Origin of the sequence: Fuscovulum sp., from assembly GCA_035192965.1 — a bacterium.
In the GTDB taxonomy this organism is placed as follows: domain Bacteria; phylum Pseudomonadota; class Alphaproteobacteria; order Rhodobacterales; family Rhodobacteraceae; genus Paragemmobacter.
Genome location: CP136571.1, coordinates 111,661 through 135,111 on the forward strand (window position 1 = coordinate 111,661; position 23,451 = coordinate 135,111).

At 64.8% G+C, this 23,451-nt stretch carries 23 protein-coding genes; 16 read left to right on the top strand and 7 right to left on the bottom strand.

Annotated features, from left to right (window positions below; genetic code table 11):
* Positions 1 to 613 precede the first annotated feature (613 nt).
* Positions 614 to 1,276, top strand: a complete 663-nt coding sequence (locus tag RSE12_00525; protein WRH62852.1) for a response regulator transcription factor — start codon at positions 614 to 616, stop codon at positions 1,274 to 1,276.
* A 164-nt stretch (positions 1,277 to 1,440) separates the two neighbouring features.
* On the opposite strand, the gene RSE12_00530 is transcribed toward RSE12_00525, so the two are convergent.
* Positions 1,441 to 1,584, bottom strand: coding sequence for a hypothetical protein (locus RSE12_00530; protein ID WRH62853.1), 144 nt, complete (start codon positions 1,582 to 1,584; stop codon positions 1,441 to 1,443).
* 462 nt (positions 1,585 to 2,046) lie between these two features.
* Here RSE12_00530 and RSE12_00535 point away from each other — a divergent pair, with 462 nt between their 5' ends.
* The 7 genes from RSE12_00535 to RSE12_00565 all read left to right on the top strand — a co-directional run bounded on the left by RSE12_00535 (position 2,047) and on the right by RSE12_00565 (position 9,107).
* Positions 2,047 to 3,153 (top strand): ABC transporter substrate-binding protein, encoded by a 1,107-nt coding sequence (locus RSE12_00535; GenBank protein ID WRH62854.1) that lies wholly within the window; start codon positions 2,047 to 2,049, stop codon positions 3,151 to 3,153.
* 122 nt (positions 3,154 to 3,275) lie between these two features.
* Positions 3,276 to 4,148 carry an ABC transporter permease subunit gene (locus RSE12_00540; protein WRH64704.1) on the top strand — a complete coding sequence of 291 codons (873 nt, stop codon included), beginning with the start codon at positions 3,276 to 3,278 and terminating at the stop codon, positions 4,146 to 4,148.
* Positions 4,145 to 4,927, top strand: a complete 783-nt coding sequence (locus tag RSE12_00545) for an ABC transporter permease subunit (GenBank protein WRH62855.1) — start codon at positions 4,145 to 4,147, stop codon at positions 4,925 to 4,927. The genes RSE12_00540 and RSE12_00545 overlap by 4 nt, the downstream gene beginning before the upstream one ends.
* Positions 4,927 to 5,979, top strand: coding sequence for an ABC transporter ATP-binding protein (locus RSE12_00550; protein WRH62856.1), 1,053 nt, complete (start codon positions 4,927 to 4,929; stop codon positions 5,977 to 5,979). Before RSE12_00545 ends, RSE12_00550 begins: the two co-directional genes overlap by 1 nt.
* 105 nt (positions 5,980 to 6,084) lie before the next feature.
* On the top strand, positions 6,085 to 6,786 hold the full coding sequence (gene modB, locus RSE12_00555) for a molybdate ABC transporter permease subunit (protein WRH62857.1): 702 nt from the start codon (positions 6,085 to 6,087) through the stop codon (positions 6,784 to 6,786).
* Positions 6,783 to 7,865 (top strand): molybdenum ABC transporter ATP-binding protein, encoded by a 1,083-nt coding sequence (modC, locus tag RSE12_00560; GenBank protein WRH62858.1) that lies wholly within the window; start codon positions 6,783 to 6,785, stop codon positions 7,863 to 7,865. Before modB ends, modC begins: the two co-directional genes overlap by 4 nt.
* A gap of 78 nt (positions 7,866 to 7,943) precedes the next feature.
* Positions 7,944 to 9,107 (top strand): exo-alpha-sialidase, encoded by a 1,164-nt coding sequence (locus RSE12_00565; protein WRH62859.1) that lies wholly within the window; start codon positions 7,944 to 7,946, stop codon positions 9,105 to 9,107.
* On the opposite strand, the gene RSE12_00570 is transcribed toward RSE12_00565, so the two are convergent.
* From RSE12_00570 to RSE12_00580, 3 genes are all read right to left on the bottom strand, one after another.
* Positions 9,104 to 10,123, bottom strand: coding sequence for an SCO family protein (locus tag RSE12_00570; protein WRH62860.1), 1,020 nt, complete (start codon positions 10,121 to 10,123; stop codon positions 9,104 to 9,106). The genes RSE12_00565 and RSE12_00570 overlap by 4 nt on opposite strands.
* Positions 10,124 to 10,137: 14 nt before the next feature.
* On the bottom strand, positions 10,138 to 12,468 hold the full coding sequence (locus RSE12_00575; protein WRH62861.1) for a multicopper oxidase domain-containing protein: 2,331 nt from the start codon (positions 12,466 to 12,468) through the stop codon (positions 10,138 to 10,140).
* A 361-nt stretch (positions 12,469 to 12,829) separates the two neighbouring features.
* Positions 12,830 to 14,239: an ATPase, T2SS/T4P/T4SS family gene (locus RSE12_00580; protein ID WRH62862.1), complete on the bottom strand. Its 1,410-nt coding sequence runs from the start codon at positions 14,237 to 14,239 to the stop codon at positions 12,830 to 12,832.
* A gap of 101 nt (positions 14,240 to 14,340) precedes the next feature.
* Here RSE12_00580 and RSE12_00585 point away from each other — a divergent pair, with 101 nt between their 5' ends.
* The 7 genes from RSE12_00585 to RSE12_00615 all read left to right on the top strand — a co-directional run bounded on the left by RSE12_00585 (position 14,341) and on the right by RSE12_00615 (position 20,520).
* Positions 14,341 to 15,309, top strand: a complete 969-nt coding sequence (locus tag RSE12_00585) for a PilN domain-containing protein (GenBank protein ID WRH62863.1) — start codon at positions 14,341 to 14,343, stop codon at positions 15,307 to 15,309.
* Entirely contained in the window at positions 15,306 to 15,827 is a 522-nt protein-coding gene (locus tag RSE12_00590; GenBank protein ID WRH62864.1) for a GspMb/PilO family protein, read from the top strand. The genes RSE12_00585 and RSE12_00590 overlap by 4 nt, the downstream gene beginning before the upstream one ends.
* Positions 15,824 to 16,315: a hypothetical protein gene (locus tag RSE12_00595; GenBank protein ID WRH62865.1), complete on the top strand. Its 492-nt coding sequence runs from the start codon at positions 15,824 to 15,826 to the stop codon at positions 16,313 to 16,315. The genes RSE12_00590 and RSE12_00595 overlap by 4 nt, the downstream gene beginning before the upstream one ends.
* Before the next feature lie 216 nt (positions 16,316 to 16,531).
* Entirely contained in the window at positions 16,532 to 18,361 is a 1,830-nt protein-coding gene (gspD, locus tag RSE12_00600) for a type II secretion system secretin GspD (protein WRH62866.1), read from the top strand.
* Positions 18,362 to 18,384: 23 nt separating this feature from the next.
* On the top strand, positions 18,385 to 19,593 hold the full coding sequence (locus RSE12_00605) for a type II secretion system F family protein (GenBank protein WRH62867.1): 1,209 nt from the start codon (positions 18,385 to 18,387) through the stop codon (positions 19,591 to 19,593).
* The gene (locus tag RSE12_00610) at positions 19,577 to 19,945 is read left to right on the top strand and encodes a prepilin-type N-terminal cleavage/methylation domain-containing protein (protein WRH62868.1); all 369 of its coding nucleotides are present in this window, start codon (positions 19,577 to 19,579) and stop codon (positions 19,943 to 19,945) included. Before RSE12_00605 ends, RSE12_00610 begins: the two co-directional genes overlap by 17 nt.
* The gene (locus RSE12_00615; GenBank protein ID WRH62869.1) at positions 19,942 to 20,520 is read left to right on the top strand and encodes a prepilin-type N-terminal cleavage/methylation domain-containing protein; all 579 of its coding nucleotides are present in this window, start codon (positions 19,942 to 19,944) and stop codon (positions 20,518 to 20,520) included. The genes RSE12_00610 and RSE12_00615 overlap by 4 nt, the downstream gene beginning before the upstream one ends.
* Here the strand turns inward: RSE12_00615 and gspG are convergent.
* Positions 20,478 to 20,906: a type II secretion system major pseudopilin GspG gene (gspG, locus tag RSE12_00620; GenBank protein ID WRH62870.1), complete on the bottom strand. Its 429-nt coding sequence runs from the start codon at positions 20,904 to 20,906 to the stop codon at positions 20,478 to 20,480. The two genes, RSE12_00615 and gspG, sit on opposite strands and share 43 nt — an antisense overlap.
* Positions 20,903 to 21,469: a prepilin peptidase gene (locus RSE12_00625; protein ID WRH62871.1), complete on the bottom strand. Its 567-nt coding sequence runs from the start codon at positions 21,467 to 21,469 to the stop codon at positions 20,903 to 20,905. Before RSE12_00625 ends, gspG begins: the two co-directional genes overlap by 4 nt.
* Between RSE12_00625 and RSE12_00630 the strand changes: the two genes are divergently transcribed.
* A complete protein-coding gene (locus tag RSE12_00630; GenBank protein WRH62872.1) occupies positions 21,468 to 22,100 on the top strand; it encodes a hypothetical protein in 633 nt (210 codons plus the stop codon). The two genes, RSE12_00625 and RSE12_00630, sit on opposite strands and share 2 nt — an antisense overlap.
* Here the strand turns inward: RSE12_00630 and RSE12_00635 are convergent.
* Positions 22,097 to 23,389 (bottom strand): enolase C-terminal domain-like protein, encoded by a 1,293-nt coding sequence (locus RSE12_00635; protein WRH62873.1) that lies wholly within the window; start codon positions 23,387 to 23,389, stop codon positions 22,097 to 22,099. The two genes, RSE12_00630 and RSE12_00635, sit on opposite strands and share 4 nt — an antisense overlap.
* Positions 23,390 to 23,451: the final 62 nt, after the last annotated feature.

The window sequence follows — 23,451 nt, forward strand, 5'->3', positions numbered from 1 at the left end:
TCAGATCGGATGAATGCCCAGCGGAAACGAGGCGCGCGTATTAAGGAGGAAGGGTCGCAAGGAACCGCCGATCCGACAAATGCCCGTGGTCCAACAATCCGTTCGTCTGCGGTCCAATGGTTTGTCAGACCTAGGTCCAATGGCGTGACGTGTGGGCACCGGTTCGCAGCGCAGAGTTGAACGCCTGGATCGATCAGCGACCTGCGCGGGTTTCCGCCTTGTAACGATGGGTGAAACGCTCTGACCCTTTTTCCGCCAACGGGGCGCAGGGGGCGCGCGAATCATTTTACGCCGTGGCGCTAACCATCAGTTTCGCCGGAATTCCGACATTCAACCTTCGCGCGAAAGACATCTGGGAACAGGCCCAAGTTCCGACACAGTTCCGCCTGATTTCGATGGCGCGAATTTCGCCGTTGTTGCGATCTGCGAAACGACGTCCGCGCAAGCGATTGAATTATAAGGGGCGAAACATACCAATTATGGCAAGTGTATGTCCGAAAGGCGGCGGCATATAAACTTCCGTTTAGACCTGTGCCGCAATTAATGTAGGTTAATTCTGGGGGCCATGGGAAGCGATCGGGGTAACCGATCCGAACCGGCAAGTGGGATTGAAATGCTGAACCTAGTACTTGTTGACGATCATCCGATTGTGCTCGCCGGTCTTGTCGACATCCTGCGCGCTCATGCGCAGTACAGCGTTGTCGGGACTGGTTCTACGGCGGAAGCTGCCCTCCGCCTTGTTCGTGAAGGTGGGTGTGATGTTCTGATCGCCGACCTTAACCTTCCCGGAGACATGATCGAAACGATCCGCGAGATCCGGGCCGAGCGGCCCGAGGTCAAGATCCTTGTCTTCACCGCAGCGGCCAGCCCGGATATCTGCATGCAGGTTCTGGGGGCGGGTGCGAACGGATTTGTCCTGAAGGGCAGTTCGGGCGGTGATCTGTTCTACGCGATCGAAGAGGTTGCGGCGGGCAAGGAATTCATCTCTTCCTCCATGGCGTCGAAGGTCATCCGCGAGATGCGAATTGCCGATCAGCGCAAGGCGGAACGGGCCTCGGTTGCGCTCAATTCGCGCGAGGATCAGGTGGTGCAGGAATTGCTGAACGGGTCTTCCAACAAAGAGATCGCGAACAAGCTGAACCTGTCGGACAAGACGGTGAAGCATTACATGACCCAGATCATGCAGAAGTTCAACGCACGCAATCGGCTTGAGGTTGTGCTTGAGGTACAGCGCATGAACGGGGCGTCTGACGGGCGAAATCGTTCGCTCATCTGACCGCGGATTGCGGTCCCTGAGGCTGATGACAGACAGTTGACTATCAGGTTTTCGACAGTGTCCCAGTCTTTGGGGACCTGCGTTTCGCGCGCGGTAAGCCACGGAATTCTTGTGATTTTCGGCGCAGCATCGAACGCGGTGGCTTTCCGCGCCCGTTGCTAAGGTCAGGCAGCCTGTTTCGCGCCCGGCAGGATGGCCGGGGTGAACGGCTTCCAGTCATAGGCATAGTAGCCATACATCTGCGCCAGTGCCGCATCAGAGGCGGCTTTGGCCTTGGCGTCGGCGGGAAGGCGGATCAGGTCGGACATCGGTATTCTCCTTGTGACCCCTGACCTATGCCCGCAGGCCGGGGGGTGTAAGGGTTGGTTTTGCAACGGCGTCATGCGTCCGGTGCAGGGCTGCGCGCGGTGCATTAAACTTGTGACTTTCCAACAGCTTGGGTCTAGGGTAGCCGTGCAGCAGGCGGTGCAGCGCCCGGTGCAGACGGCTGTGCATACGCACTGGGGTATAATTCGGCGGAAAGGTTTCGATTAACCTTCCCACCGCAGCCCCGGCGACTCGCCCCATCCCCTTACTGACAAAATCCTTTCAGCCGCGCTTCGGGCGGAAAAATTGTTACAATCATATGCGACGAGGCTTGCTGAGTCGGCATTTCCGCCATTAGCGTGTGTCTACGGTCTGGGACCGTCCAACGCTGCTGATGGGGGAAACCGCATGGCCTTTGGCGTGCGGCCGGATCAGGACGAAAACACGAACGGGGAGACGTTCACATGAAGATTCGTAACATGCTGTTTGCTTCGGCAAGCATTGCCGGGATGCTGCTGGCGCCTGTGGCGCAGGCGCAGTCGATGGAAGAGCTGGAGGCCGCTGCAAAGGCCGAAGGTATGCTGTCCACCATCGCGCTGCCGCATGACTGGTGCGGCTATGGCGACGTGATCGCCGGGTTCAAGGCGAAGTATCCGGAAATCACCGTCAACGAACTGAACCCCGATGCGGGTTCGGCAGACGAGCTTGAGGCCGTGAAGGCCAACAAAGACAACAAGGGCCCGCAGGCCCCTGACGTTCTGGATGTGGGCCTTGCCTTTGGTCCGCAGGCCAAATCCGAAGGCCTGACCCAGCCCTACAAGGTTGCAACCTGGGACGAGATCCCGGAAAGCATCAAAGATCCCGAAGGCCATTGGTATGCCGACTATTACGGCGTGATGTCCTTCCTTGTGAACAAGGACATGGTCGAGAACGTGCCGCAGGATTGGGCTGATCTGCTCAAGCCGGAATATGCTGGCATGGTTTCGCTGGCCGGTGATCCGCGCGCGTCGAACCAGGCGATCCTGGGTGTTCTGGCGGCGGGCATGTCGACCGGTGCTGCACCGGGCGAAGCCGCTGGCAAGGCCGGGCTGGACTTCTTCAAGGCGCTGAATGACGCGGGCAACTTCGTTCCCGTCATCGGCAAGGCCGGCACGCTGGCGCAGGGCACCACGCCCATCGTCATCATGTGGGACTACAACGCGCTGGCCGCACGCGACACGCTGGCGGGCAACCCGCCGGTTGAGGTGGTCGTGCCGAAGTCGGGCGTTCTGGCCGGTGTCTATGTGCAGGCCATTTCCGCCTATGCCCCGCAGCCGAACGCTGCGAAGCTGTGGATGGAGTACCTCTATAGCGATGAAGGTCAGCTTGGCTGGCTGAAGGGCTATTGCCACCCGGCGCGCTTCAACGCGATGGCCGCTGCCGGCAAGATCCCGCAGGACCTGCTGGATGCCCTGCCCCCGGCAGAATCCTATGAAGCCGCCTACTTCCCGACGCTGGAAGAAGTTGACGCCAACAAGGCCGCCGTCACCGGTGGCTGGGATGCCGTTGTCGGCGCCAATGTGGCCGAGTAATCTGTCCGCGTGACAGCATCGCCTGCCCCGGTTCGCGCCGGGGCAGGCACTTCGTTTCAAGGCAGCCGACAGAGCCGCCAAGATCAGGGGGACCGATGGCGACCGATCCGAACCGGCATCCGATGCCGCACCCGACACGGCGCCCGACACGGCGGCTTCCGCTGGAATGGTTGGGCATAGTGCCCTTTGCGCTGTTCGCGCTTTTGTTCCTGATCATGCCGACGATGCGCATCGTTCTGGGCGCATTCCAGACGCCGGAGGGCGGGTTCACCTTGCAGAACCTGGCCGATCTGAACACGGATTCGATCCGTTCGGCCTATTGGACATCCATCAAGCTGTCTTTCATTACCGCGGCCCTTGGCTGCGCCGCGGGCTTTGCGTTGGCGGCGGCGGTGGTCTTTGGCGGGCTGCCCAAGGGCGTGCGGTCGCCCTTGCTGACATTTTCGGGCGTGGCGTCGAATTTCGCGGGTGTGCCGCTGGCATTCGCCTTTATCGCCACGCTGGGGCCTGTGGGCCTGATCACGGTTTGGCTGAGGACCGAATTCGGCATCAACCTGCGGGCGATGGGGTTTAACCTGCTGTCCTTTTGGGGGTTGGTGATCACCTATCTGTTTTTCCAGATTCCGCTGATGATCCTGATCATCACCCCCGCGCTGGACGGGTTGAAGCGCGAATGGCGCGAGGCGGCGGCGGTGCTGGGCGCGACGGGCGTGCAGTATTGGCGCATGGTGGCGCTGCCCATCCTGTTTCCGTCGATCCTTGGCACTTTCGCGCTGCTGTTTGCCAATGCCTTTGGCGCGGTGGCCACGGCATTCGCCCTGACCGGGCCGCAGTTGAACATCGTGCCGATCAAGCTGTTTGCGCAGATCCGGGGGGATGTGCTGGGCAACCCGAACCTTGGATATGCGCTGGCCTTCGGGATGATCGTCATCACGGCGGCGGCGAACATCCTGTATATCTGGCTGCGCGTGCGGTCGGAAAGGTGGCTGAAATGATGCGTCTGATCGCCTGGATCACGCTGTTCCTTGGCGTGCTGTTCTTCCTGCTGCCCTTGGTGGGGATGACGGAATTCAGCCTGAAGATGCGGCGGGGGGAATATTCGTTCGACGCCTATGCCGTGGTCTTTGCCGACCCGGCCTTCTGGGCGACCTTCGGCTATTCGCTGGCCCTGTCGGCGGCGACAATCGTGGTGGGGGTCGTGCTGGTGGTGCCGACGGCCTATTGGGTGCGGTTGAAGCTGCCGCAAGCGCGGCCCTTTGTGGAATTCATCACGCTGCTGCCCTTGGTGATTCCGGCCATCGTGATCGTGTTCGGCTATATCCGGCTGTACAACACATCCAGCTTTCTGCCGATGACCGGGTCGGCGTTGGGGACGGATATCCTGCTGACCATGGGATATGCCACGCTGGCGCTGCCTTATATGTACCGCTCGGTCGATACCGGGCTGCGCACGATTGATGTGGGCGTGCTGACCGAAGCGGCGCAAAGCCTTGGCGCGGGGTGGATGACCATTCTGGCCAAGATCATCCTGCCCAATGTGATGGTGGCGGTGCTGTCGGGGGCGTTCCTGACGCTGGCCATCGTGATGGGCGAGTTTACCATGGCGGCGCTGCTGAACCGCCCGGCCTTTGGCCCCTATATGCAGCTGCTGGGCGCGAACCGCGCCTATGAGCCGCCCGCGCTGGCGGTGATTGCCTTTGCCATCACCTGGGGGTGCATGGGGCTCATGCAGCTTGTCACCCGGTTTTCCAAACATGAAAGGGCGAAGGCCTGATGTCCTTTTTGCAGCTGTCCCATCTGGAAAAGTCCTTTGGCACGAACCGCGTGGTCAAGGATTTCAACCTGAACGTGGAAAAGGGTGAGTTCATCTCGCTGCTGGGCCCATCGGGCTGTGGCAAGACGACCGTGCTGCGCATGGTGGCGGGATTTGAGGTGCCGACATCGGGCGGGATCGTGATCGACGGTCAGGATGTGACGGCGCTGAAGGCCAATCAGCGCAACATCGGGATGATGTTTCAGGCCTATGCGCTGTTTCCCAACATGACCGTGGCCGAGAATGTGGCCTTCGGGTTGAAGGTGAAGGGCGTGGAAAAGGCCGCGCGTGAGGCGCGGGTGGATGAGATGCTGCGCCTGATCGGGTTGTCGGAAATGCGGGGGCGCTATCCGTTCCAGCTGTCGGGTGGGCAGCAGCAGCGGGTGGCACTGGCGCGGGCCTTGGCGCCTTCGCCGCGGGTGTTGTTGCTGGACGAACCGCTATCGGCGCTGGATGCGAAGGTGCGGGTGTCATTGCGCAATGAAATCCGGGAGATTCAGCGGGAATTGGGGATCACCACCATCTTCGTGACGCATGATCAGGAAGAGGCGCTGTCGATGTCGGACCGCGTGGTGGTGATGAACGGCGGGATCGCCGAACAGGTGGGCGCACCGTTTGAGGTGTATAACCGCCCTGCGACGCGCTTTGTGGCGACGTTCGTGGGCACGCTGAACATCTTCGACGGCGCGGTGACGGGGCCGCAATCGGTGACGCTGGCCGGGGTGCCGGTGACGCTTGCCGAACCTATCACGGCGGGCAAGGGCGCAAGCCTTGCGCTGGCCCTGCGGCCGGAATCGGTGCAGCTGGGCCGGGTCGAGGGCGCGGATGTGGTGCTGCCCGCGACGATTGAAAGCGTGGAGTTTCTGGGGTCGATCATCCGGGTGCGGGCGCGGGCGGGCGGGTCTGTCGTCGCGCTGGACACGTTCAACCGGATGGACGCGCCGCCGCCCGCCATCGGCACGCAGACCGAGGTCAGCCTGTCCGCGCGTGACCTGATCGTTCTGGGCGGATAAGGCGGGCAGAAGCCGCTTGTCGCGGGGCGAGGCGGGGGGCCATATTGGCCCCCGACCCCGCTGCCCGCAAAGGACCGCCATGCCCTACCTTCGGATCACCCGCTGATGACGGACTTGCTGTCGCCGACGGAATGGCAGGCGGTGGCGCTGTCGCTGCGGGTGGCGTTCTGGGCGACGCTGATCAGCCTGCCCTTGGGCATCTGGGTGGCTTGGCTGCTGGCAAGGCGGGACTTTCCGGGCAAGCAGGTGCTGAATGGGCTGGTGCATCTTCCGCTGATCCTGCCGCCCGTGGTGACGGGCTATCTGCTGCTGCTGACCTTTGGGCGGCGCGGGTATGTGGGGCAGTTCCTTGACCAATGGTTCGGCATCGTGCTGGCCTTTCGCTGGACCGGCGCGGTGCTGGCGGCAGCGGTGATGGCCTTTCCCCTGATGGTGCGCGCCATCAGGCTGGCGTTCGAGGCGGTGGACCCAAAGCTGGAACAGGCCGCAGGCACGCTGGGCGCATCGCCCGTTTGGGTGTTTGTGACGGTGACGCTGCCGCTGATCCTTCCCGGCGTACTGGCGGGCGCGGTGCTGGCTTTTGCCAAGGCGATGGGGGAGTTTGGCGCGACGATCACCTTTGTGTCGAACATTCCGGGTGAGACGCAGACCCTGCCATCGGCCATCTACGCCTTTATTCAGGTGCCGGGGGGCGATGCACAGGCGTTCCGGTTGGTGATCGTGTCGATCATCGTGGCGATGGGGGCGCTGATCGCGTCGGAATGGATCGCGCGGCGCGTGGCGCGGCGGATCGGGGGGCTGGGATGAGCCTGTCTGTCGCCATTGCCCACGCCTTCCCCGGTTTCGCGCTGGACGTGGCCTTTGACGCGCCGCCGGGGGTGACGGCGCTGTTCGGGCGGTCCGGGTCTGGCAAGACGACGGTGGTCAATGCGGTGGCGGGGTTGTTGATGCCCGACCGTGGCCGGATCAGCGCCGGGGGCGCGGTGTTGTTTGACCGCACCGGTGGGGTGGCCCTTCCGCCGCATCGGCGCAGGCTGGGCTATGTGTTCCAAGACGCGCGGCTGTTCCCGCATCTGACCGTGCGGCAGAACCTGACCTATGGGCGCTGGTTCGCGCCCAAGGGCGGCGTGACGCTGGACGCGGTGGTGGACTTGCTGGGGATCGGCGGGCTGCTGGACCGTCATCCGGTGGCATTGTCCGGCGGCGAAAAGCAGCGTGTGGCCATCGGGCGGGCGCTGCTATCGAACCCGCGCCTCTTGCTGATGGATGAACCGCTGGCCGCGCTGGACGAGGCGCGCAAGGCCGAAATTCTGCCCTGGCTGGAACGGCTGCGCGACGGAACGGATATCCCGATCCTGTATGTCAGCCATGCCATGGCCGAGGTGGCGCGTCTTGCGACAACCTTGGTGGTGATGGAGGGCGGGCGCATCCGCGCGGCGGGGCCGGTGGCCGATATGCTGGCTGATCCGGGGTTGGCGCCCGTGTTGGGCCTGCGCGAGGCGGGGTCGATCCTGCCCGCCCGCGTGGCCGCGCATGAAGGCGACGGGCTGACCCGGCTGGAGACGGCGGCGGGGCCAGTCTGGTTGCCGCATGTGGATGCGGCTGTGGGCAGCGCGGTGCGGATACGGATTGCAGCGCAGGACGTGATCCTGTCGCGCGCGCGGCCTGAGGGGCTTTCCGCGCTAAACGTGCTGCCCGCCGTGGTGACAGCGCTGCGGATGGGGGATGGGCCGGGGGCGTTGATCCGGCTGTCCGTGGGCGGCGACCCGCTGCTGGTGCGGATCACCCGGCGGTCGGCCATGGCGATGGGGTTGCACGACGGGGCAGAGGTCTTTGCCATCGTGAAATCCGTTTCTGTCGCGCAGGCGGATATTGGCGTGCTGTAACGGGCGCGGCAGATCGGGCATTCACGACTCAGGTTCAGGTGCTAGGCTTTGCTCCGTCAGCGGCGGGGAGGGCGGCAGATGGCGGGTGCGGTGACGGTGCTGGTCGGTACCAGCAAAGGCGCGTTTGTTCTGCGGTCTGATGGGGAAAGGCAGGGCTGGGCCGTGTCGGGGCCGCATTGCGATGGCTGGCCCATCAACCATGTGGTTGGTGATCCGCAGACCGGGCGGCTGTGGGCGGCGGGCGGCAGCGAATGGCACGGCGCGGGCGTCTGGCGATCCGAGGATGGCGGCGCGACATGGGTGCTGTCGTTGCTGTCGAATGGCAAGATGGATGCGTTTCTAGCCGCCGATCCGGGCATGGCGGAATATCTGGGCCGTGGCCCCGCGCCCCCTGCGCCGTTCAGCGGTCAGGTGGATGCGCTGTGGTCGCTGGGCCTGTCGGGCGGGGCGATCTATGCCGGGGCAAAGCCTGCCGCACTGTATGAAAGCCGGGATGGCGGGGAAAACTGGGCCGAGGTGGCGGGGCTAAGCACGCATCCATCGCGCCCGGAATGGGAGCCGGGCGGGGCCGGGCTGGTGTTGCACACCATCGTGGGCGATCCGGGGGATACGGCGAAGCTGTGGGTGGGCATAAGCGCGGCGGGGGTGTTCGCCACCGAAGATGGCGGGAAAAGCTGGGACCGGCGCAACCGCCTGTCGAATGAAGGGGACGCGCATCACGACCATCACGACCATGCCCATGGCGCAGGGCATGAGCTGGGGTTTTGCGTCCACAACATGGTGCGTGCGCCGGGACAGGGTGGCGATCTGATGTATCAGCAGAACCACCACGGCGTGTTTCGCAGCCCGGATGGCGGGCGAAGCTGGCATCCGATCACGGCGGGTCTGCCCAGCGATTTCGGCTTTCCCATCGCGGTCGATCCGGCGGATCCGCGCCGGTTGTGGACCTTTCCCCTGAATGGCGACACGAAGGGGCGCTATCCACCGGGGGCCTCGGCGGCAGTTTACCGGTCGGAGGATGGGGGCGAAAGCTGGCAGGCGATGACCGATGGGCTGCCGGTGAAGGATTGCTTTTTCACCGTGCTGCGGCAGGCGATGACGGTGGATCGGGGCAGCCCGACGGGGGTGTATTTCGGCACCAACAGCGGATCGGTCTTTGCCAGCCGCGACCGGGGCGCGCAGTGGCATGAGATTGCGCGGCATCTGCCGACGGTATTGAGCGTGGAGGCGATGACGGTTTAGTCGGCCCGGGTCAGCCCATGCGCGGATTCGAAGGCGGCAAAGCTGTCGGCGGCCTCTTGTTCCGCGGCCGCAAGGCGGGCATCGGCAGCCTTGAGGTAAGACATCAGATCGGCCACATCCACCGGGTTCAGGCCGAGATTGGGCATGACCACGCCGGGATAGTCTGCATCCAGCATCTGCGCTGTCTCATCGCCGGAGGCGAGAACAAGGTCGGGGTCCATGATGAAGGTTTTCAGCCAGTCCTCTTCGCGCCGCAGGGTGACGGCGGCAAGATCGGGGCCGAAGCGTTCGCCCAGCCCGATCGTGTGGCACGAGGCACAGGCACCCAGAAAGATCGCCTCTCCGGGATGGGCCGAGAGGTCGTAGACCGTGTTGATCTTAAGCGCGGCTTCCAGCGCCTGCGCATTGGTCTGCGTGCTGTTGTGCCAGTCGGGATCGAGTTCCAGAATGGATTGCAGGGCGATGGTCAGGCTGCCCATGACCGAGGAACGCCGCCAGACCCCGGTCTTGGCATTGCCGATCACCATATCGGTGCGGTGCAGCGCCAGGGCGCGGGCCTTTTCACCAAGTTTGGCGCGGATGATGTCGATATTCTCGCGGCTGCCGGTGAGGAAGGTCCAGCCACGATCAGCGTTGAAGCCCTGCTTGAAAGTGGCGAGCTTTTCCGGCGTGTCGTTTTCCGGGTCCAGCGTGATGGAAACGAAGAACACGTCGCGCCCCATGCGTTCGCCGAGCCAGTCATAGACCTGCGCCAGCCGCGCGGTGGTGAGCGAGCACAGATCGGTACATTCGGTGTAGAAGAAGTTCACCACGACGATGCGGTCCTTGAGCAGGTCGTCGAAGAAGGCGACTTCGTCGCCGTCCGAGGTGATCAGCGGCAGGTTGGTGAAGTATTCCGCCCCGCGCGTATCGGCTTGGGCCGGCAAGGCGGTCAGCCCTGCCGCCAGCGTTACGGCAAGGACCACGCCCTGCAACAGACGCAGCACCTTGACCCAAGGGAAATCGCAATGCGCCATGACAACCCTGCCCCTCAGGTGGATGTTCGGGGGAAGGGGCGGAAGCTGCGGTGGAAGGGATTACCTTCGGGCAGGATTTCCGGCATCACATAGGTGACGCCATCCGGAGTGGGATTGGGCGTCGGGATGACCTGAACATGTGTCTGTGATGTGTTGGGGTTGTTGGGATCAGTCAGGATGTCGTAACGCAAAAGCATCGCGGCATCTTCGTGCACGGTGTTGTGGCAATGGGTGACATAGGCCCCGCCATATTCGCCAAAGCGGACCTGAATCTTGACCGACCCGCCTTCGCCCATCCACCAGACATCCTTGCGCGCGCCTCTTTCGGCGGCGCCCATGGCAAATCCGGTGCGCGAGATGGTGACGCCTTCCTCGAAATGCAGGTGGGCGGGGTGATCCCAGCCCCCGCCGCCGTTGAGCAACGTCCAGTGTTCAACCTCGCCGGGGCGGGGGACGAGCATCGAGATGCGGTTAGCGTTCAGCGAATGGGTATCCTCGCCGTTGATCCGTATGCCCCACGGCGTTTCGCGTTCAGCGGGGCAGGACGGGAAGCAGCCATTCACGGTGGCATCGCGGGCATCGTCGGCGCCGCGCTTGAATTCGATGATCCGTTCCCGCACCGGGGCGACGATAGGGATCTGTTCGGTCAGCACGGCGGGCACTTGGCTGCGGTCCTGATCGGCAGCACGCTGCGAGTCGTATACAAAGCCGGGCATGTCGACGCTGGCCATGTGGCGGGTGATACGGAATTCCAGCACGCGGCCGACACCGGGGTCGAGCGTTTTGCCCCTGAGCGCATCGGAAATGGACAGCTTGTCCTTTGGACCCCGGCCATCCTCGAATTCCATGAGATTCACGAGATAGAGCCTGTCACCCACCTTGAAGGGTTTGAAGTCGATGATGACATCGAACCGTTCGCCCGATGCCATCGTGTCCATTTGGTTCACCGTAACCGGGCGGGGAATGAGGTTGCCATCGGTGGCGATCACCTGAACCGGCACGACCTTGCCCGCCTGATTGACCAGCGCCAGCTTGTACCAGCGCGACATGGACGCGCCGAGCATCCGGAAGCGGTATTTGCGCGGCATCACTTCGAAGAACGGCTTGTAGGCGAAGTTCACCAAGAGCATGTCGCCGAGGAAACCTTCGGTATCGAAGATGTCAAAGAACAGTTGTCCATCAGGATCTGATGCCGCATCCGAGAACATCAGGTTCACGTCGAAATCGGTATTGCCATAGTCCAGCATGGTGCCCGAAGGCAGGCGCAGGTTGACGCCATCTTGCAGCGCTTCGTTCGCGCGATCCTTGCCGGAATAATAGTTCATCATCCCGACATGGCCTTTGTAGACGTTCTCGGCGGTGTAGAAGAAGCGATGGTCGTGGAACCACAGCGTGCCCTGCAATTCGCGATAATCGCCCGGCACATGGACCAGCCTGCCATTGCCATCCGGCCCAGAGGCGCGCGGATCGGTGGCCTGCGTATTCGTCATGTCAGCGCGGGCAAGTGTGGTTGACCAGTGGTAGTCATAGAACTGACCCGGGTAGAAATGCGCGTTCGACGCCCCGTCGGACGTCGATGCATTGTGGCCGTTGTGGTTGTGCGTGGTCTGGCTGATGGACCCGAAGCCGCCGTTCTGCTCTTGGCTGAGCGCCACGTTGTTGTAGTGGCGGAAGATCACCGGTTCGCCGTAACACACCTTGAGAAGGGGCGGCGGCAATGTGCCGGCGGCCAGGCGCCCGGGGCCAAAGGACCAGATCTTGTCATCCACTTGCGACGGAAACAGCGGGTGAAGACCGACATGGTAATCAGGACAGCCGAGCGACATCAGATAGCCCTTCTTGGGCAAGTATTCCGTCCAGCGCTGATGCGCGAAATACTCGCCCGGCGGGCGGCCTTCCATGGGGCCACGGCCTGTCAGCGGGTTGGCATAGAGGGGGTTGCCCCCCGTGGCGGAATACTCTGTGTGCCATGAGGTGCGCTTGGCATAGGGTTCGTTCGGCAGGCCCTGCCATTGCAACATCACCTCAGCGCTTTGAGTGACCGGGGTCAGCGTATGGGGGTGCTGTTCGTTCAGGCGCGGCATCGGCTGAGTGAAGGGTGCGACGCCATAAAGCGGGCTGGCTGGGGTTCCGGTGGGGATGCTGGGAAGGATCTGACTGTGGGCGTAGGGGCTGAGCCCGTTCGTCAGCGCCAAAGTTCCCGCTGCGGTGAAGATGCCCCATTTGAAGAGTTCGCGCCGCGTGACCTGACCGGTCGAAAGCGCCCGGACAATTTCGGCGCGGTTGTTGCGTGCAATCTGCGCTTCTCTGATCCGAGCGCGTGATGCGTCCTTGGGAAGGTACATATGTTACCCCGTCGATCGATCCGCACTTAATTCGCGGTGCGGTTTTTCGCTTTTTGCTTTGGCAACCGGAACACGTTGCCGCCTGCTACAGGGATCCATGCCCGACCCCTTGCCGCTTTGCGCCCGGTCGGGCGCTGGTGCGGTATCGTCCAGATGCGCCCATGCTCCGCCTGCGAACGGCAATGGGCGTTTGTGACAAGGAAACGGTATCACCACGGGGTGGCGCAGACCTCTGCCAGAGGTCCGGTACACGCATCAGACCAAAGTCTGACGGCACAACCAATGATTGCAACAACGTGGGTGGAACCTATCGAGGCCGACTGTTTTTTAAGCGTTTTGCCAGAGGCGCGCGATGGGAGGCCTAATCGGCGGTTATCAATTCGGCCTCGAGTCTGCGGGCCGCCGAGCCGGTGAAACCGCAGGTGCGGCAGCCGGCGCCGTTGCAGTCGGGGCAGTCCGACAGGGCAAGGTTCTGTGCCAGCACGCCGCGCAGGACATCGCCCACGATGTAATCGGGCACCCCCAGATCGACGAGGCGGGTGCGCGCGCCGCTCGCATCGCGGGTGTGCAGCGTGGACAGCACCATCCGCCCGACCTGCGCCGCGCGGCAGGCGATTTCGGCGGTTTCGGGATCGCGGATTTCTCCCACCATGATGACATTGGGATCATGCCGCAGGATGGACCGCAGGACACGGGCGAAGGTCAGGCCGATGTCTTCCTGCACCTGCACCTGTTGCACGCCGGGCAGGCTGTATTCCACGGGGTCTTCGACCGTGACGATCTTGCGCCGGTTGGAATTGAGATGCTGGAGTGCGGTATAAAGGGTGGTGGTCTTGCCCGATCCGGTGGGACCGGTGACAAGGAACAGCCCGCTGGGCCGTTCGATGGCGGTGGTGATGCGGGTGACCATATCGGGGGCGAAACCGAGACGGTCCCAACCAAGGCGCAGGGCCTGTGGATCGAGCACGCGCAGCACGATGCTTTCGCCGTTCTGCGTTGGCAGAGACGACAGGCGAAAGTCGATGCGGCGGCCGGAAAAGGTGCTGGAAAACCGCGCATCCTGAGGCAGGCGGCGTTCGGCCACGTTGGCGCGGGCCATGACCTTGAGCCGGGCAAAGACAGTGGCAGCGGGGATGGCGGGATCGGTGTTCATCGGCCCAAGCAGGCCGTTGATGCGGCGCCGGATGGCAAGGCCGGAGGGCAGCGCCTCGAAATGGATGTCGGAGGCGCCGGCGGCCACCGCCTCGGCCAGGGTTTCCGCCACGAAGCGGATCACCGGGCCATCGTCGCCCTGTACCGGTTCGGTTGGCAGCGCCGCGACAGCGGCGGGCAGGTCGGCAGGCGCATCGGCCAGCAGCGCGCGGATGGTGCGCAGTGTTGCCCCCTGCGGCGCGACCGGGCGGTCCAGATGAAAGGCCAGTTCCTCCACCAGCGCGGCATCCGACGGGTCTGCCATCAGCACCGTCTGTGCCCCGGCCGGCGACAGCAGCGGCACGGCCGCGCGGCTGCGAAGGAAAGGCAGGGTCAGGCGCTGGATCGCATCCCGGTCGGGTGGGGCACAGGACCAGGGGTCGGTGGCAAAGGGAATACCCAATGCGGCGGCAAGGGCGGGAAGGACGACCTCTTCTTCGGCGAGCCCCCGGTCGATCAGCAGGCGGTGAAGCGAGATGCCTTCAACCTCCGCCTGATCCTGCGCGCGGGTCAGGTCGGCGGCAGGCAAGGCACTTCGCTCAGCCAAGAGACGGGCGAGATCGGCCTTAAAGGTTGCCACTGGCTTGCTCCGTTTTCGTCTGGTTAATAATCCTGAATCAAGTGACCGTAGGTCTGGCATGCGCGTCAATATCGATTCTCGGGCGGCTTGGGGGGCGTCTGGTGGGGCAGGGGTTCGGCACGACAGGGACAACGGCACGGATCAGCAGGCTGCTGGAGGCGGCCGTGCCGGGCAGTCTGCTGAATGCGGGGCTGCCACCCCGCAAGGTGTGCGCGGTGCGGATCGACACCCTGCCTCTGACCGACAGCGCACGGGCCGCGCTGTTGCAGGCGGGGCGCGGGCGGGCTGCTGTGGACGTGTACCTGTCACCCGATCTGTTCCTGCGGCGGTCATTGGATCTGGCCACTGTAGCGCGGCGCGATCTGGCGGGGGCGGTGGCGATTCAGATGCGGCAGTCGATGCCGGGGCAGGCCGAGGGGTTGGTCTGGCGGCATGTGCCGGTACCGGGCGGGGCCGAAGTCTTTGTGCTGAAACAGGCACGGTTGACCGAATTGCTGCGCGAGGCCGGAGCAACGCTGCGCCGGGTGATGATTGACGGTGTCGACGCGCCACCGCTGATCGACGCACGAGCGCAGACCGACGCGCCGGAACGGTTCTGGAACCGCGCCGCGCCGCTGGCTGTGCTGGCGGTGCTGCTGGTGGTGCTGGCAGCGCAGGGGTGGCGGCTTTACGAATTGAGAACCGCGCTGGCCGAGGAAACCGCCCGCGTTGCCACGCTGCGCGACACCGCCGCCGCCGCCCGGGCGGAAGCCGAGTCACACAATGCCATCGGCACCGCGCGGATGGCCGACATGGAGCGGTTGGCCCGCGAAAACCGCCGCTTGCCACTGCTGGCCGACCTGACCCGAGTTCTTGGGGATGAAATCTGGGTGTCCAACTTTGCGCTGGAGGGCGACATCCTGCGCCTGTCCGGCTTTTCCGAGATTGACATGGCGCAGGTGGTCGCGGCGATACGCCCCCTTCCCTGGGTAGCGGGGGTGGAGTTGGACGGCGCGGTCACGCTGGATGATGCCAGCGGCGCAAGACGGTTTCTGCTGAACGTCCAGTTGGCAAAAGGGGGCGGGGAATGACCCGGAGCATGGGCGTTCTTTTCGCGCTGCCGGGCCTAGCCTTGATCGGGGCTGTGTTCTGGCTGATAACCGGCACATTGCAGGCGCGGGTAGAGGAGGCTGCCGCGACCTTGGCCGAAACACGCGCCGAGGCGGCGGCGCTGACAGCCCGCATCGCGGAGTTTCAGGCTGCCGATGCCGGGGCGGCCTTGCCGGCCGATCTGACCCTGCCCGAGCCCACAGTCGCCGAAGCCACCGTCGCCTTACAGGAGCGGCTGGTCACGCTTGCCCGCGCGCAAGGCGTGGCGCTGACGACGCTGACCGCAGGGGCCACCCCCGAGGGGCTGAGCCTGCCCGCGGCGGCGCTGACGGTCGAAGGGGAAGGCGCGCTGACCGATGTGCTGGCGTTTCTGGATGCGCTGGAAGGGCAGCCTCCCCGGCTGGGCCTGTCACAGCTGATGCTGTCGTCGCGGGATGCGACGGGGCGGGTGTCGTTGCGGCTTACGGCATGGGGCGTGCTGGACGGGGGGGCAGGATGATGAGGTGGTGGCCGCCCGTGCTGCATCTGGGGCTGATCGCGGGCGCATTGGCGCTGGCGCTGCTGCGCTTTGATGCGTTGGACACCGCCGCCCTGCCCCCCGACCCCGGCACCGAAGCGAACGCGGCCCGACCTGCCCAAGGGGCAGCGGGCGCGCCCGAGGCGGGGGGGGCAGAGGCGGCGGTGGATCTGGTAGCGCTGGCCGCGCGCCCCTTCTTCGTGGCGGGACGGCAGCCTTTTGCCACCGCCGCCGAGACCGAATCCCCCGCACCCGACGCGCCCCCCCCTGCCCCCGAATTCCGCATGGTTGGTTACCTGAACGATGGCAATCGCCCCCGTGCCATCCTGTCGCCCGATCCTGCCAGCCCGGATGTGATCTTGCGGGAAGGTGAAGAAATTCAGGGATTTACCGTGTTTCGCATCAGCAAGGACAGGATTGTTCTGCGAAATGCCGACAAAGAAATAACTATTAATATGTTCGGCCAGTAGCTAAGCCGGATCAGGGTGCGGGGTCATAAGGTCATGCGTAAACGGGGAGTTGTCATCGCATTTTGCGCCGGAATGGCGCTCCTTCTCGGCGCTTGCGTCGAGCAGAGCCGTGGTCGCAGTGCCGGTGCTTTTGGTCCGGATGGCGCACGCAGCAGCGGGACATCAGGCAGTACCGGGGCACGGTTCGGCCTTGCCGCGGATGGGGACCGGGTTGCAATGCAGCGCGGGTCGGATGTGGTATTTGACAGCGATGCCCTGTCTGACAGCGCCACGCGGGCCGAAATTCGCTCTGCCGGTGGCGGCAATGTGGAAATCAGCCTGGTGAATGCCTCGATCGAGGCGGCGGCAAAGGCGGTGTTGGCCGATACGCTGGGGCTGGATTACGTGGTGGCGGATGGGGTGCAGGGGCGGATCACGATCCAGACCACCAGCCCGGTGCCGCGCGAGGTGCTTTTGGACCTGTTCGATGCGGCGCTGAGTGCCAATGCCGCAAGGATGCAGAAGTCGGGCGACACGGTGCAGATCGTGGCGGGGGTTTCGGGATCGTCCAGTTTCCGGCTGGCCGGTCAAAGCGGGCGGGGTGGATCGTCGATCATCGTCGCGCCGCTGCAATATGTCTCGGCTGCGGAAATGTTGAACCTGCTGAAGCCGCAGATTGATCAGGGATTGAACGTGGTGCCGGATTCGCGGCGCAATATCCTGCTGTTGTCCGGCCCGGCGGATGTGACGGAAAGCGCACTGGATGCGCTGAATATTTTCGATGTCGATGTGCTGTCAGGCAAGTCGGTCGCCCTTGTGCGGCTGACATCCGGCGAGCCGGAGGCGGTTGTGGAACAGGCGCAAGCGCTGTTTGAAACCGAAGAAGGCGGCGCGTTGCGGGGCGTGGTGGAGTTTGTGCCGAACGAGCGGCTGGGATCGGTTCTGGTGATATCCTCGCGCGCGGCCTATATGGACCGCGCAGTGCGGTGGATACGCGAACTGGATCGGCCCGGCCCCGGATCGGGGCAGTATCTGGCGACCTATAACCTGCAAAACCGCAGCGCGGTGGAGGTGGCCCCCATCCTTGCCAACCTGTTGGGGGCGGGCGATGTCGTGGATGGCGAGGGTGAGGCCGCATTGGGCGACACGACCGGCACGCGGGTGGCCGCCGATGACAGCCGCAATGCGCTTGTGGTGCGCGCGCCGCGTGCCCAACATGCCGAAATCGAAGGCCTTTTGCGCGAGTTGGACAGCCCCGCAAGGCAGGTTCTGCTGGAGGCGACGATTGCCGAGGTCACGCTGAACGACCGTCTGGATATCGGGACGCGGTGGTTTTTCGAGAATGGTAATTTCGATTTCCGCTTTTCGGATCAGGCGGGGGCAGTGGCGGGCAACGACACAGGCTTTACTGCCGTGTTTGGCACGGGCAGCGCGGATGTGGCGCTTTCGGCGCTGGCGGCGGTGACGGATGTGAAGATCATTTCCGCGCCCACGCTGATGGTGATCGACAACAAGGAAGGCATCCTGCAGATCGGCGATCAGGTGCCCATCGTGACGTCGCAATCGCAGGACCAGACGGCCAATGCACCGATCCTGACGCAGGTGGAATATCGCGACACGGGCATCATCCTGCGGGTGCGCCCGCGCATCGGGGCCGGGGGCCGGGTGACGCTTGAGATCAGCCAGGAAGTGAGCGACGTGGCCGAGACGGAAACGTCGGGCATCGATTCACCCACGATCCGGCAGCGCAAGGTGCAGACCTCGGTCGCGCTGATCGACGGGCAGACGCTGGCGCTGGGCGGGTTGGTGCAGGAATCCGATCGGATGACGCGATCCGAGGTGCCAGGGCTGGGCCGGGTGCCGGTTGTCGGCAACCTGTTCCGCAGCAAGGACAGCCGTCGGGGGCGGACCGAACTGCTGATCCTGATCCGGCCGCGGGTGATCTTGTCAGAGGGCGATGCAAATTCCGCCACGGCCTATTGGCGCACGAAACTGTCGGGGGCGAATTCCACTCTGGAAAGCGGGCTTGGCCGCCCGCGCCATTCCGTCAGCGACGTGATCGAATAACGCGCACGGCGGGGGGCGGGGCCATGCCCACCTATGCATACAGAGCCTATGGCGCGCGCGGAACGGTGGAAACCGGGACGCTGGACAGCCCGTCGGAATCGGCGGCGGTGGAAACGCTGCGGGCGCTGGGGTTGACCGTTGTTGAACTGACCGAGGGCGCGGTGGCGGCCTCGCTGCCATGGTGGAAGCGCGAGATCAGCCTGTCTGGCGGGGCGCTGGCACTGGCGGAACAGGCGGCGCTGGCGGAACAGATGGCCACGATGCTGCGTGTGCGGCTGCCCGCGATGGAAATGCTGCGCATTCTGGCGCAGGGCGCGGAACGCGCGGATACGCGCGTTCGGCTGGAACGCACGGCGCGGCTGGTGGCGGAAGGCGTGCCGCTGGCACAGGCGTTTGAACAGGCAGGGCCGAGGGTGGCGCCGGTGTTCCTGTCGCTGCTGCGGGCGGGCGGGCAATCGGATGCGATGCCAGAGCAGTTGACCGATCTGGCGCGTTTGCTTCGGCTGCAGGATCAGTTGCGCGGGCAAGTCGCGACGGCGCTGCTGTACCCAGCGATCCTGATTGTTGCGGCGGTGGCGGTGTTGTTGATCGTGGCGCTAACGCTGGCCCCCGCGCTGGCCCCGCTGTTTCAGGGCGACGGGCGGGAGATGCCCGCGTCGCTGGCGTTTTTCAGCGCCTTGGGCGATCTGATCCGGGGGTGGTGGCCGGTTTTGCTGTTGGGTCTGTGTGCGGTGGTGGCTGTGGTCATCTGGGGGCTGCGGGCGGGCTGGGGGCGGGTGGCATTCCGGCTGCCGCTGTTCAGGCCGTTGATGCGGGATGCGGCGCTGCTGGCCTTGGTGCGGTCGCTGGCGCTGATGTTGAAGGCCGGGCGGCCGCTGGCCGAGGCGTTGCGCGGAATGGCCGAGGCCGATCCCGGTGGCCCTTTCGCGCCGGACCTGCGCGCAGCGACGGCGGCGCTGGAGCGGGGTGAGCGGGCGCATGTGGCGCTGGCCAAGGGCGGGCGCTTGCCGCCGATGGTGCGGGAACTGTTCCGCGTGGGCGAAGAAGCAAACGCGCTGGTGCCTGTTCTGGAAGCTCTGTCCCAGAGCGTACAGGGGCAGTTGGACCAGAGCACGCAGCGCCTGCTGCGCCTGCTGACGCCGATCCTGACGCTGGTCATCGGGGGCGTCGTGGGGGGGCTGGTCTATTCCATCATGGGGGCGGTGCTGTCGATCAATGATCTGGCCTTCTGACACGCGCAACAGGCGGCGGGGGTTTTCCCTGCTGGAAGCGATGCTGGCCATGGCCGTTCTTGCGCTTGTCCTTGGCACGGCTTTGGGCCGTGTCGGCTGGACCGTTGGGCAGATAGGGCAACGGTCGGATGCGGCATGGGGCACGGAACTGGCCCGGTCAGTGCTGGATGAATACAGCGTTACCCGTGATGCCGCCTTGGCCGAAGGCCGCGCTGCGCCGGATTGGCGGTGGGAGTTGACGGTGTCATCGGGCGGCGAGCGATTGCAGGAGGCAACGGTGCGGGTCTGGCGCGCGGATGACCGCGAGCGCGCGGTGGTGCTGCGGGCGCTGCTGCCAGAGAACGCGCCGTGACGCGGCGCAACCCGAGGGCCGGGGTGACGCTGCTGGAACTGCTGATTGCGCTGTGGGTGATGGCGGCGGCCGCGATGATCCTGGCGTCATCCCTGGGGCTGATGGGGCGGGCGCTGGCGCGGGTCGGGGGGGAGGCCACGGATGTGGAGCGCATTTCCGCCCGCGTTACCGTGCGGCGCTGGCTGGAAGAGATGCCAACGGGCGCGCGGTTGGTTGGGGATGCAAGCAGCGTGACATTTGTCACGCTGATCGACACGCCCCCGCTGACGGCGGCGGAACTGGTGGCGGTGCGGCTGTCCGGGGCGGGTGGCGCAGTGCGGGCAGATGCCGGGGCGATAGAGGTTGAACTGGCCCCGCAAGGACAGGTGACGGGTATCCGCTATTTCGGCGCGCCCGGGCCTGCGGACCGCCCGGAATGGCGGGAAGTTTGGCCAGAGACGGCCACCGCTCTGCCCGATCTGATCCGGCTGGATTATGTGGATGGCGAGCGGGTTATGCCGCCTTTGACCATACGCCCCGCGCGAAAGGCGCGTCAGAGCGAGATGTCGCTGTCTTCGCCCGTCCCGCCGGGTTGACCGTCGCGGCCAAGGGTTGTCAGTCCGAAAGGCCCGGCCCCGCCCGGCGCGACATAGGTGAAGGGGCGACCCCACGGATCGGTCATATCGGCATCACCATCAAGGTAGGGGCCTTTCCATCCGTCTACATCCGCAGGCGCAGTGATCAGGGCAGACAGGCCTTCGCCCGTGGTCGGATAGCGGCCGGTGTCGATGTAGAAAAGTTGCACGGCACCCTTGAGATTGGCCATCGCCACCTCAGCCGCCTGCGATTTGGCGCGACCGAAGCTTTCCATCAGGCGGGGGGCGCCGAAACCCACGATCAGGGCGATCACGGCAAGGACGATCATCACCTCAAGCAGGGTGACGCCAGACTTTGCATGGCGACGATGGGTTGGGCGGGTCATGGCGCGGCGGGTCCGGGCAGAGGAAAGTTCACGAAGATGAATATTGCATAAGCGAGGAAGGGGCCAAAAGCGAGGCTCCTCTGCGCGGTGTTGTGTCGGGCCCTGCCCCGCCGCCGCGCCAGCAGTGCTGCGACGATGCCCCCGGTCGCAGCCACGAAGATCATCGCCCAGACTTGCCCTGCGCCGAGGCAGAGCGTGCCTGCCCCGATCAGCTTGGCATCGCCGATCCCCAAAGCCTCATCTCCGCGCCGGAGGAAGTACCAGCCACCTGCCCACCACAGCACAGCGGTCAAGAAGGCAGCAGTGGCGAGGGTGACCATAAGGGGCATGGTCAGGCCGTGCAGATGCCACTGGAAAACCGCGCCCGACAGGGCGATGATCGCGGTGCCGAGGTCCGGGATTTCCTGTCGCATCAGGTCGATGTGGCTGATCCATATCAGGGGCAGCGCGATGACGGCAGCAAAGAGCAAACGGTCCGGCGGCTGCGTCAGACAGGCCAATGCGAAGGTCGCCGCATAGGCGGCCGCGAGGGCGGGCAGGAACCGGGGGCGAAGGGGCGTCATGGCGCGCAATCATCGGCTGGGGCGGAACCGACGGCAAGGGGTGGTGCTGCTGGTCGTGCTGGCCGGTGTCGTGCTGATTGCGGCCTTGGCCGGAACCCTGCGCGCCCGTGCCGGGGCGACCAGTGCCGTGCTGGCGCGGCTGGCCGACACCCATCGCGTGGCTTTGGCGGAAAGCGCGGTGATCGCGCAGGTGCGGGCGACATGGGGGCAGCCCACGGCTGCGATCCGTCGGGCCGACGGGACACCCGTGGTGATTGCACGCGACGGGATGCGATGGGAGGTGCGGGTGAGCGATGTGGAAGGGTTGGTCGATCTTTACGCCGCGCCTGCGCCGGTGCTGGGCCTGTTGCCGGGCGTATCAGCGGCAGAGCTGGGCAGCGCCCGCAACCGGATGATCGCAGGGCTGGCTCCCGGTGACAGGCATCTGTCGGTGGAGCAGACGATGGCGGCGATGGGGCTGGATGCCGGAATACGCGCGCGGCTGCTGCCTTTGGTGACGCAGCGGGCACGAACCGGAGAGATCAACCCGGTGCTGGCCCCGCCCGAACTGCGGGGAAAGGCGCTGATGCTGGCCGAGCAGGATATCGCGGGCGGCGATCTGGCGCAGATCAGCGCCCGGCAGGTGGATTAGCCGCGCCACGCCGCGCCATCCGGCCAGAGATGGGCGGCGATGGAGGCGGGTTTCATGGTAATGGAATAGCCCGGTTCTTCGGGTGGCATGTAATGGCCTGCCTTCATGTGAACGGGTGTTAGGAAATGGTCGTGCAGGTGATCGACATATTCCAGCACCCGGTCGGTCAGGCTGGCCGAGACGCAGACATAATCGAAGATCGACAGGTGCTGGACATATTCGCACAGGCCCACCCCGCCCGCATGGGGGCAGACGGGGACGCCGAAATGATCGGCCAAAAGGAAGACGCCAACGATTTCGTTCACGCCGCCAAGGCGGGCTGAATCGAGTTGCAGAACCTGCAAGGCATCGGCCTGAAGGAACTGTTTGAACATCACCGCGTTCTGGCAATGCTCGCCCGTGGCCACCTTGATCGGGGCCACGCCCCGCGCGATGGCGGCATGGCCGAGAATGTCATCGGGGCTGGTGGGTTCTTCGATGAACCAAGGGTTGAACTGGGCCAACGGACGCATGTGATGGATCGCCTGCGCCACGCCCCAGACCTGATTGGCATCCATCATCAGGTGGCGGTTGGGGCCGATCTCTTCGCGGATGATCCGGGCGCGGCGGATGTCATCGTCCAGATTGCCGCCGACCTTCATCTTGAAATGGTTCCAGCCCTGCGCGATGGCCGCGCGGCAAAGGCTGCGCATCTTGTCATCGGAATAGCCCAGCCAACCCGCCGAGGTGGTATAGGCCGGATAGCCATTGGCCCGCATTTCGGTGATGCGGGTGGCGCGGGTGGGAAGGTTTTCCTCTAGCCGTTCGCGGGCGCGGCCGGGGTCCAGCGCATCGGACAGATAGCGCCAGTCGACAAGGGCCACGGTTTCCGCCGGGGTCATGTCACACAGGATGCGCCAGACAGGTTTGCCGGCGCGTTTGCCCCACAGATCCCACAGCGCGTTGACCAGCGCGGCGGTGGCGAGGTGGATCACGCCCTTGTCGGGGCCCGTCCAGCGCAACTGGCTGTCGCCCGTGATGCGCCGCCATGTGGCGCCCATGTCTGCAAGCAGGTCTTCGACCGGGATATCCTTGATCAGCGGGGCAAGGGCGGTAATCGCGGCGACGCAAAGCTCATTCCCGCGCCCGATGGTGAAGGTCAGGCCGTGGCCTTCGGTGCCGTCATCGGTTTCGATGATGCAATAGGCGGCCGAGTAATCGGGGGCGAGGTTCATCGCATCCGACCCATCCAGCGAGCGGGAGGTGGGAAAGCGGATATCCAGCGCGCGAATGGCGGTGATACGGGTCATGGCGGTTCCTCCTGCCCGAACCATAGGCCGGGCAAGAGGGGGTTGGGAAGGGTCAGCCCCCC

Excerpts from the sequence above, each read along its gene's own strand:
- RSE12_00525 (WRH62852.1), top strand. The coding sequence starts at position 614 with ATGCTGAACCTAGTACTTGTTGACGATCATCCGATTGTGCTCGCCGGT.
- RSE12_00590 (WRH62864.1), top strand. The coding sequence starts at position 15,306 with ATGACCCGGAGCATGGGCGTTCTTTTCGCGCTGCCGGGCCTAGCCTTG.
- RSE12_00625 (WRH62871.1), bottom strand. The coding sequence starts at position 21,469 with ATGACGCCCCTTCGCCCCCGGTTCCTGCCCGCCCTCGCGGCCGCCTAT.
- RSE12_00565 (WRH62859.1), top strand. The coding sequence starts at position 7,944 with ATGGCGGGTGCGGTGACGGTGCTGGTCGGTACCAGCAAAGGCGCGTTT.
- RSE12_00595 (WRH62865.1), top strand. The coding sequence starts at position 15,824 with ATGATGAGGTGGTGGCCGCCCGTGCTGCATCTGGGGCTGATCGCGGGC.
- modB (WRH62857.1), top strand. The coding sequence starts at position 6,085 with ATGACGGACTTGCTGTCGCCGACGGAATGGCAGGCGGTGGCGCTGTCG.
- RSE12_00575 (WRH62861.1), bottom strand. The coding sequence starts at position 12,468 with ATGTACCTTCCCAAGGACGCATCACGCGCTCGGATCAGAGAAGCGCAG.
- RSE12_00610 (WRH62868.1), top strand. The coding sequence starts at position 19,577 with ATGATCTGGCCTTCTGACACGCGCAACAGGCGGCGGGGGTTTTCCCTG.
- gspG (WRH62870.1), bottom strand. The coding sequence starts at position 20,906 with ATGACCCGCCCAACCCATCGTCGCCATGCAAAGTCTGGCGTCACCCTG.
- RSE12_00570 (WRH62860.1), bottom strand. The coding sequence starts at position 10,123 with ATGGCGCATTGCGATTTCCCTTGGGTCAAGGTGCTGCGTCTGTTGCAG.
- RSE12_00535 (WRH62854.1), top strand. The coding sequence starts at position 2,047 with ATGAAGATTCGTAACATGCTGTTTGCTTCGGCAAGCATTGCCGGGATG.
- RSE12_00540 (WRH64704.1), top strand. The coding sequence starts at position 3,276 with ATGCCGCACCCGACACGGCGCCCGACACGGCGGCTTCCGCTGGAATGG.
- modC (WRH62858.1), top strand. The coding sequence starts at position 6,783 with ATGAGCCTGTCTGTCGCCATTGCCCACGCCTTCCCCGGTTTCGCGCTG.
- RSE12_00605 (WRH62867.1), top strand. The coding sequence starts at position 18,385 with ATGCCCACCTATGCATACAGAGCCTATGGCGCGCGCGGAACGGTGGAA.
- RSE12_00530 (WRH62853.1), bottom strand. The coding sequence starts at position 1,584 with ATGTCCGACCTGATCCGCCTTCCCGCCGACGCCAAGGCCAAAGCCGCC.
- RSE12_00545 (WRH62855.1), top strand. The coding sequence starts at position 4,145 with ATGATGCGTCTGATCGCCTGGATCACGCTGTTCCTTGGCGTGCTGTTC.
- RSE12_00550 (WRH62856.1), top strand. The coding sequence starts at position 4,927 with ATGTCCTTTTTGCAGCTGTCCCATCTGGAAAAGTCCTTTGGCACGAAC.
- RSE12_00635 (WRH62873.1), bottom strand. The coding sequence starts at position 23,389 with ATGACCCGTATCACCGCCATTCGCGCGCTGGATATCCGCTTTCCCACC.
- RSE12_00630 (WRH62872.1), top strand. The coding sequence starts at position 21,468 with ATGGCGCGCAATCATCGGCTGGGGCGGAACCGACGGCAAGGGGTGGTG.
- gspD (WRH62866.1), top strand. The coding sequence starts at position 16,532 with ATGCAGCGCGGGTCGGATGTGGTATTTGACAGCGATGCCCTGTCTGAC.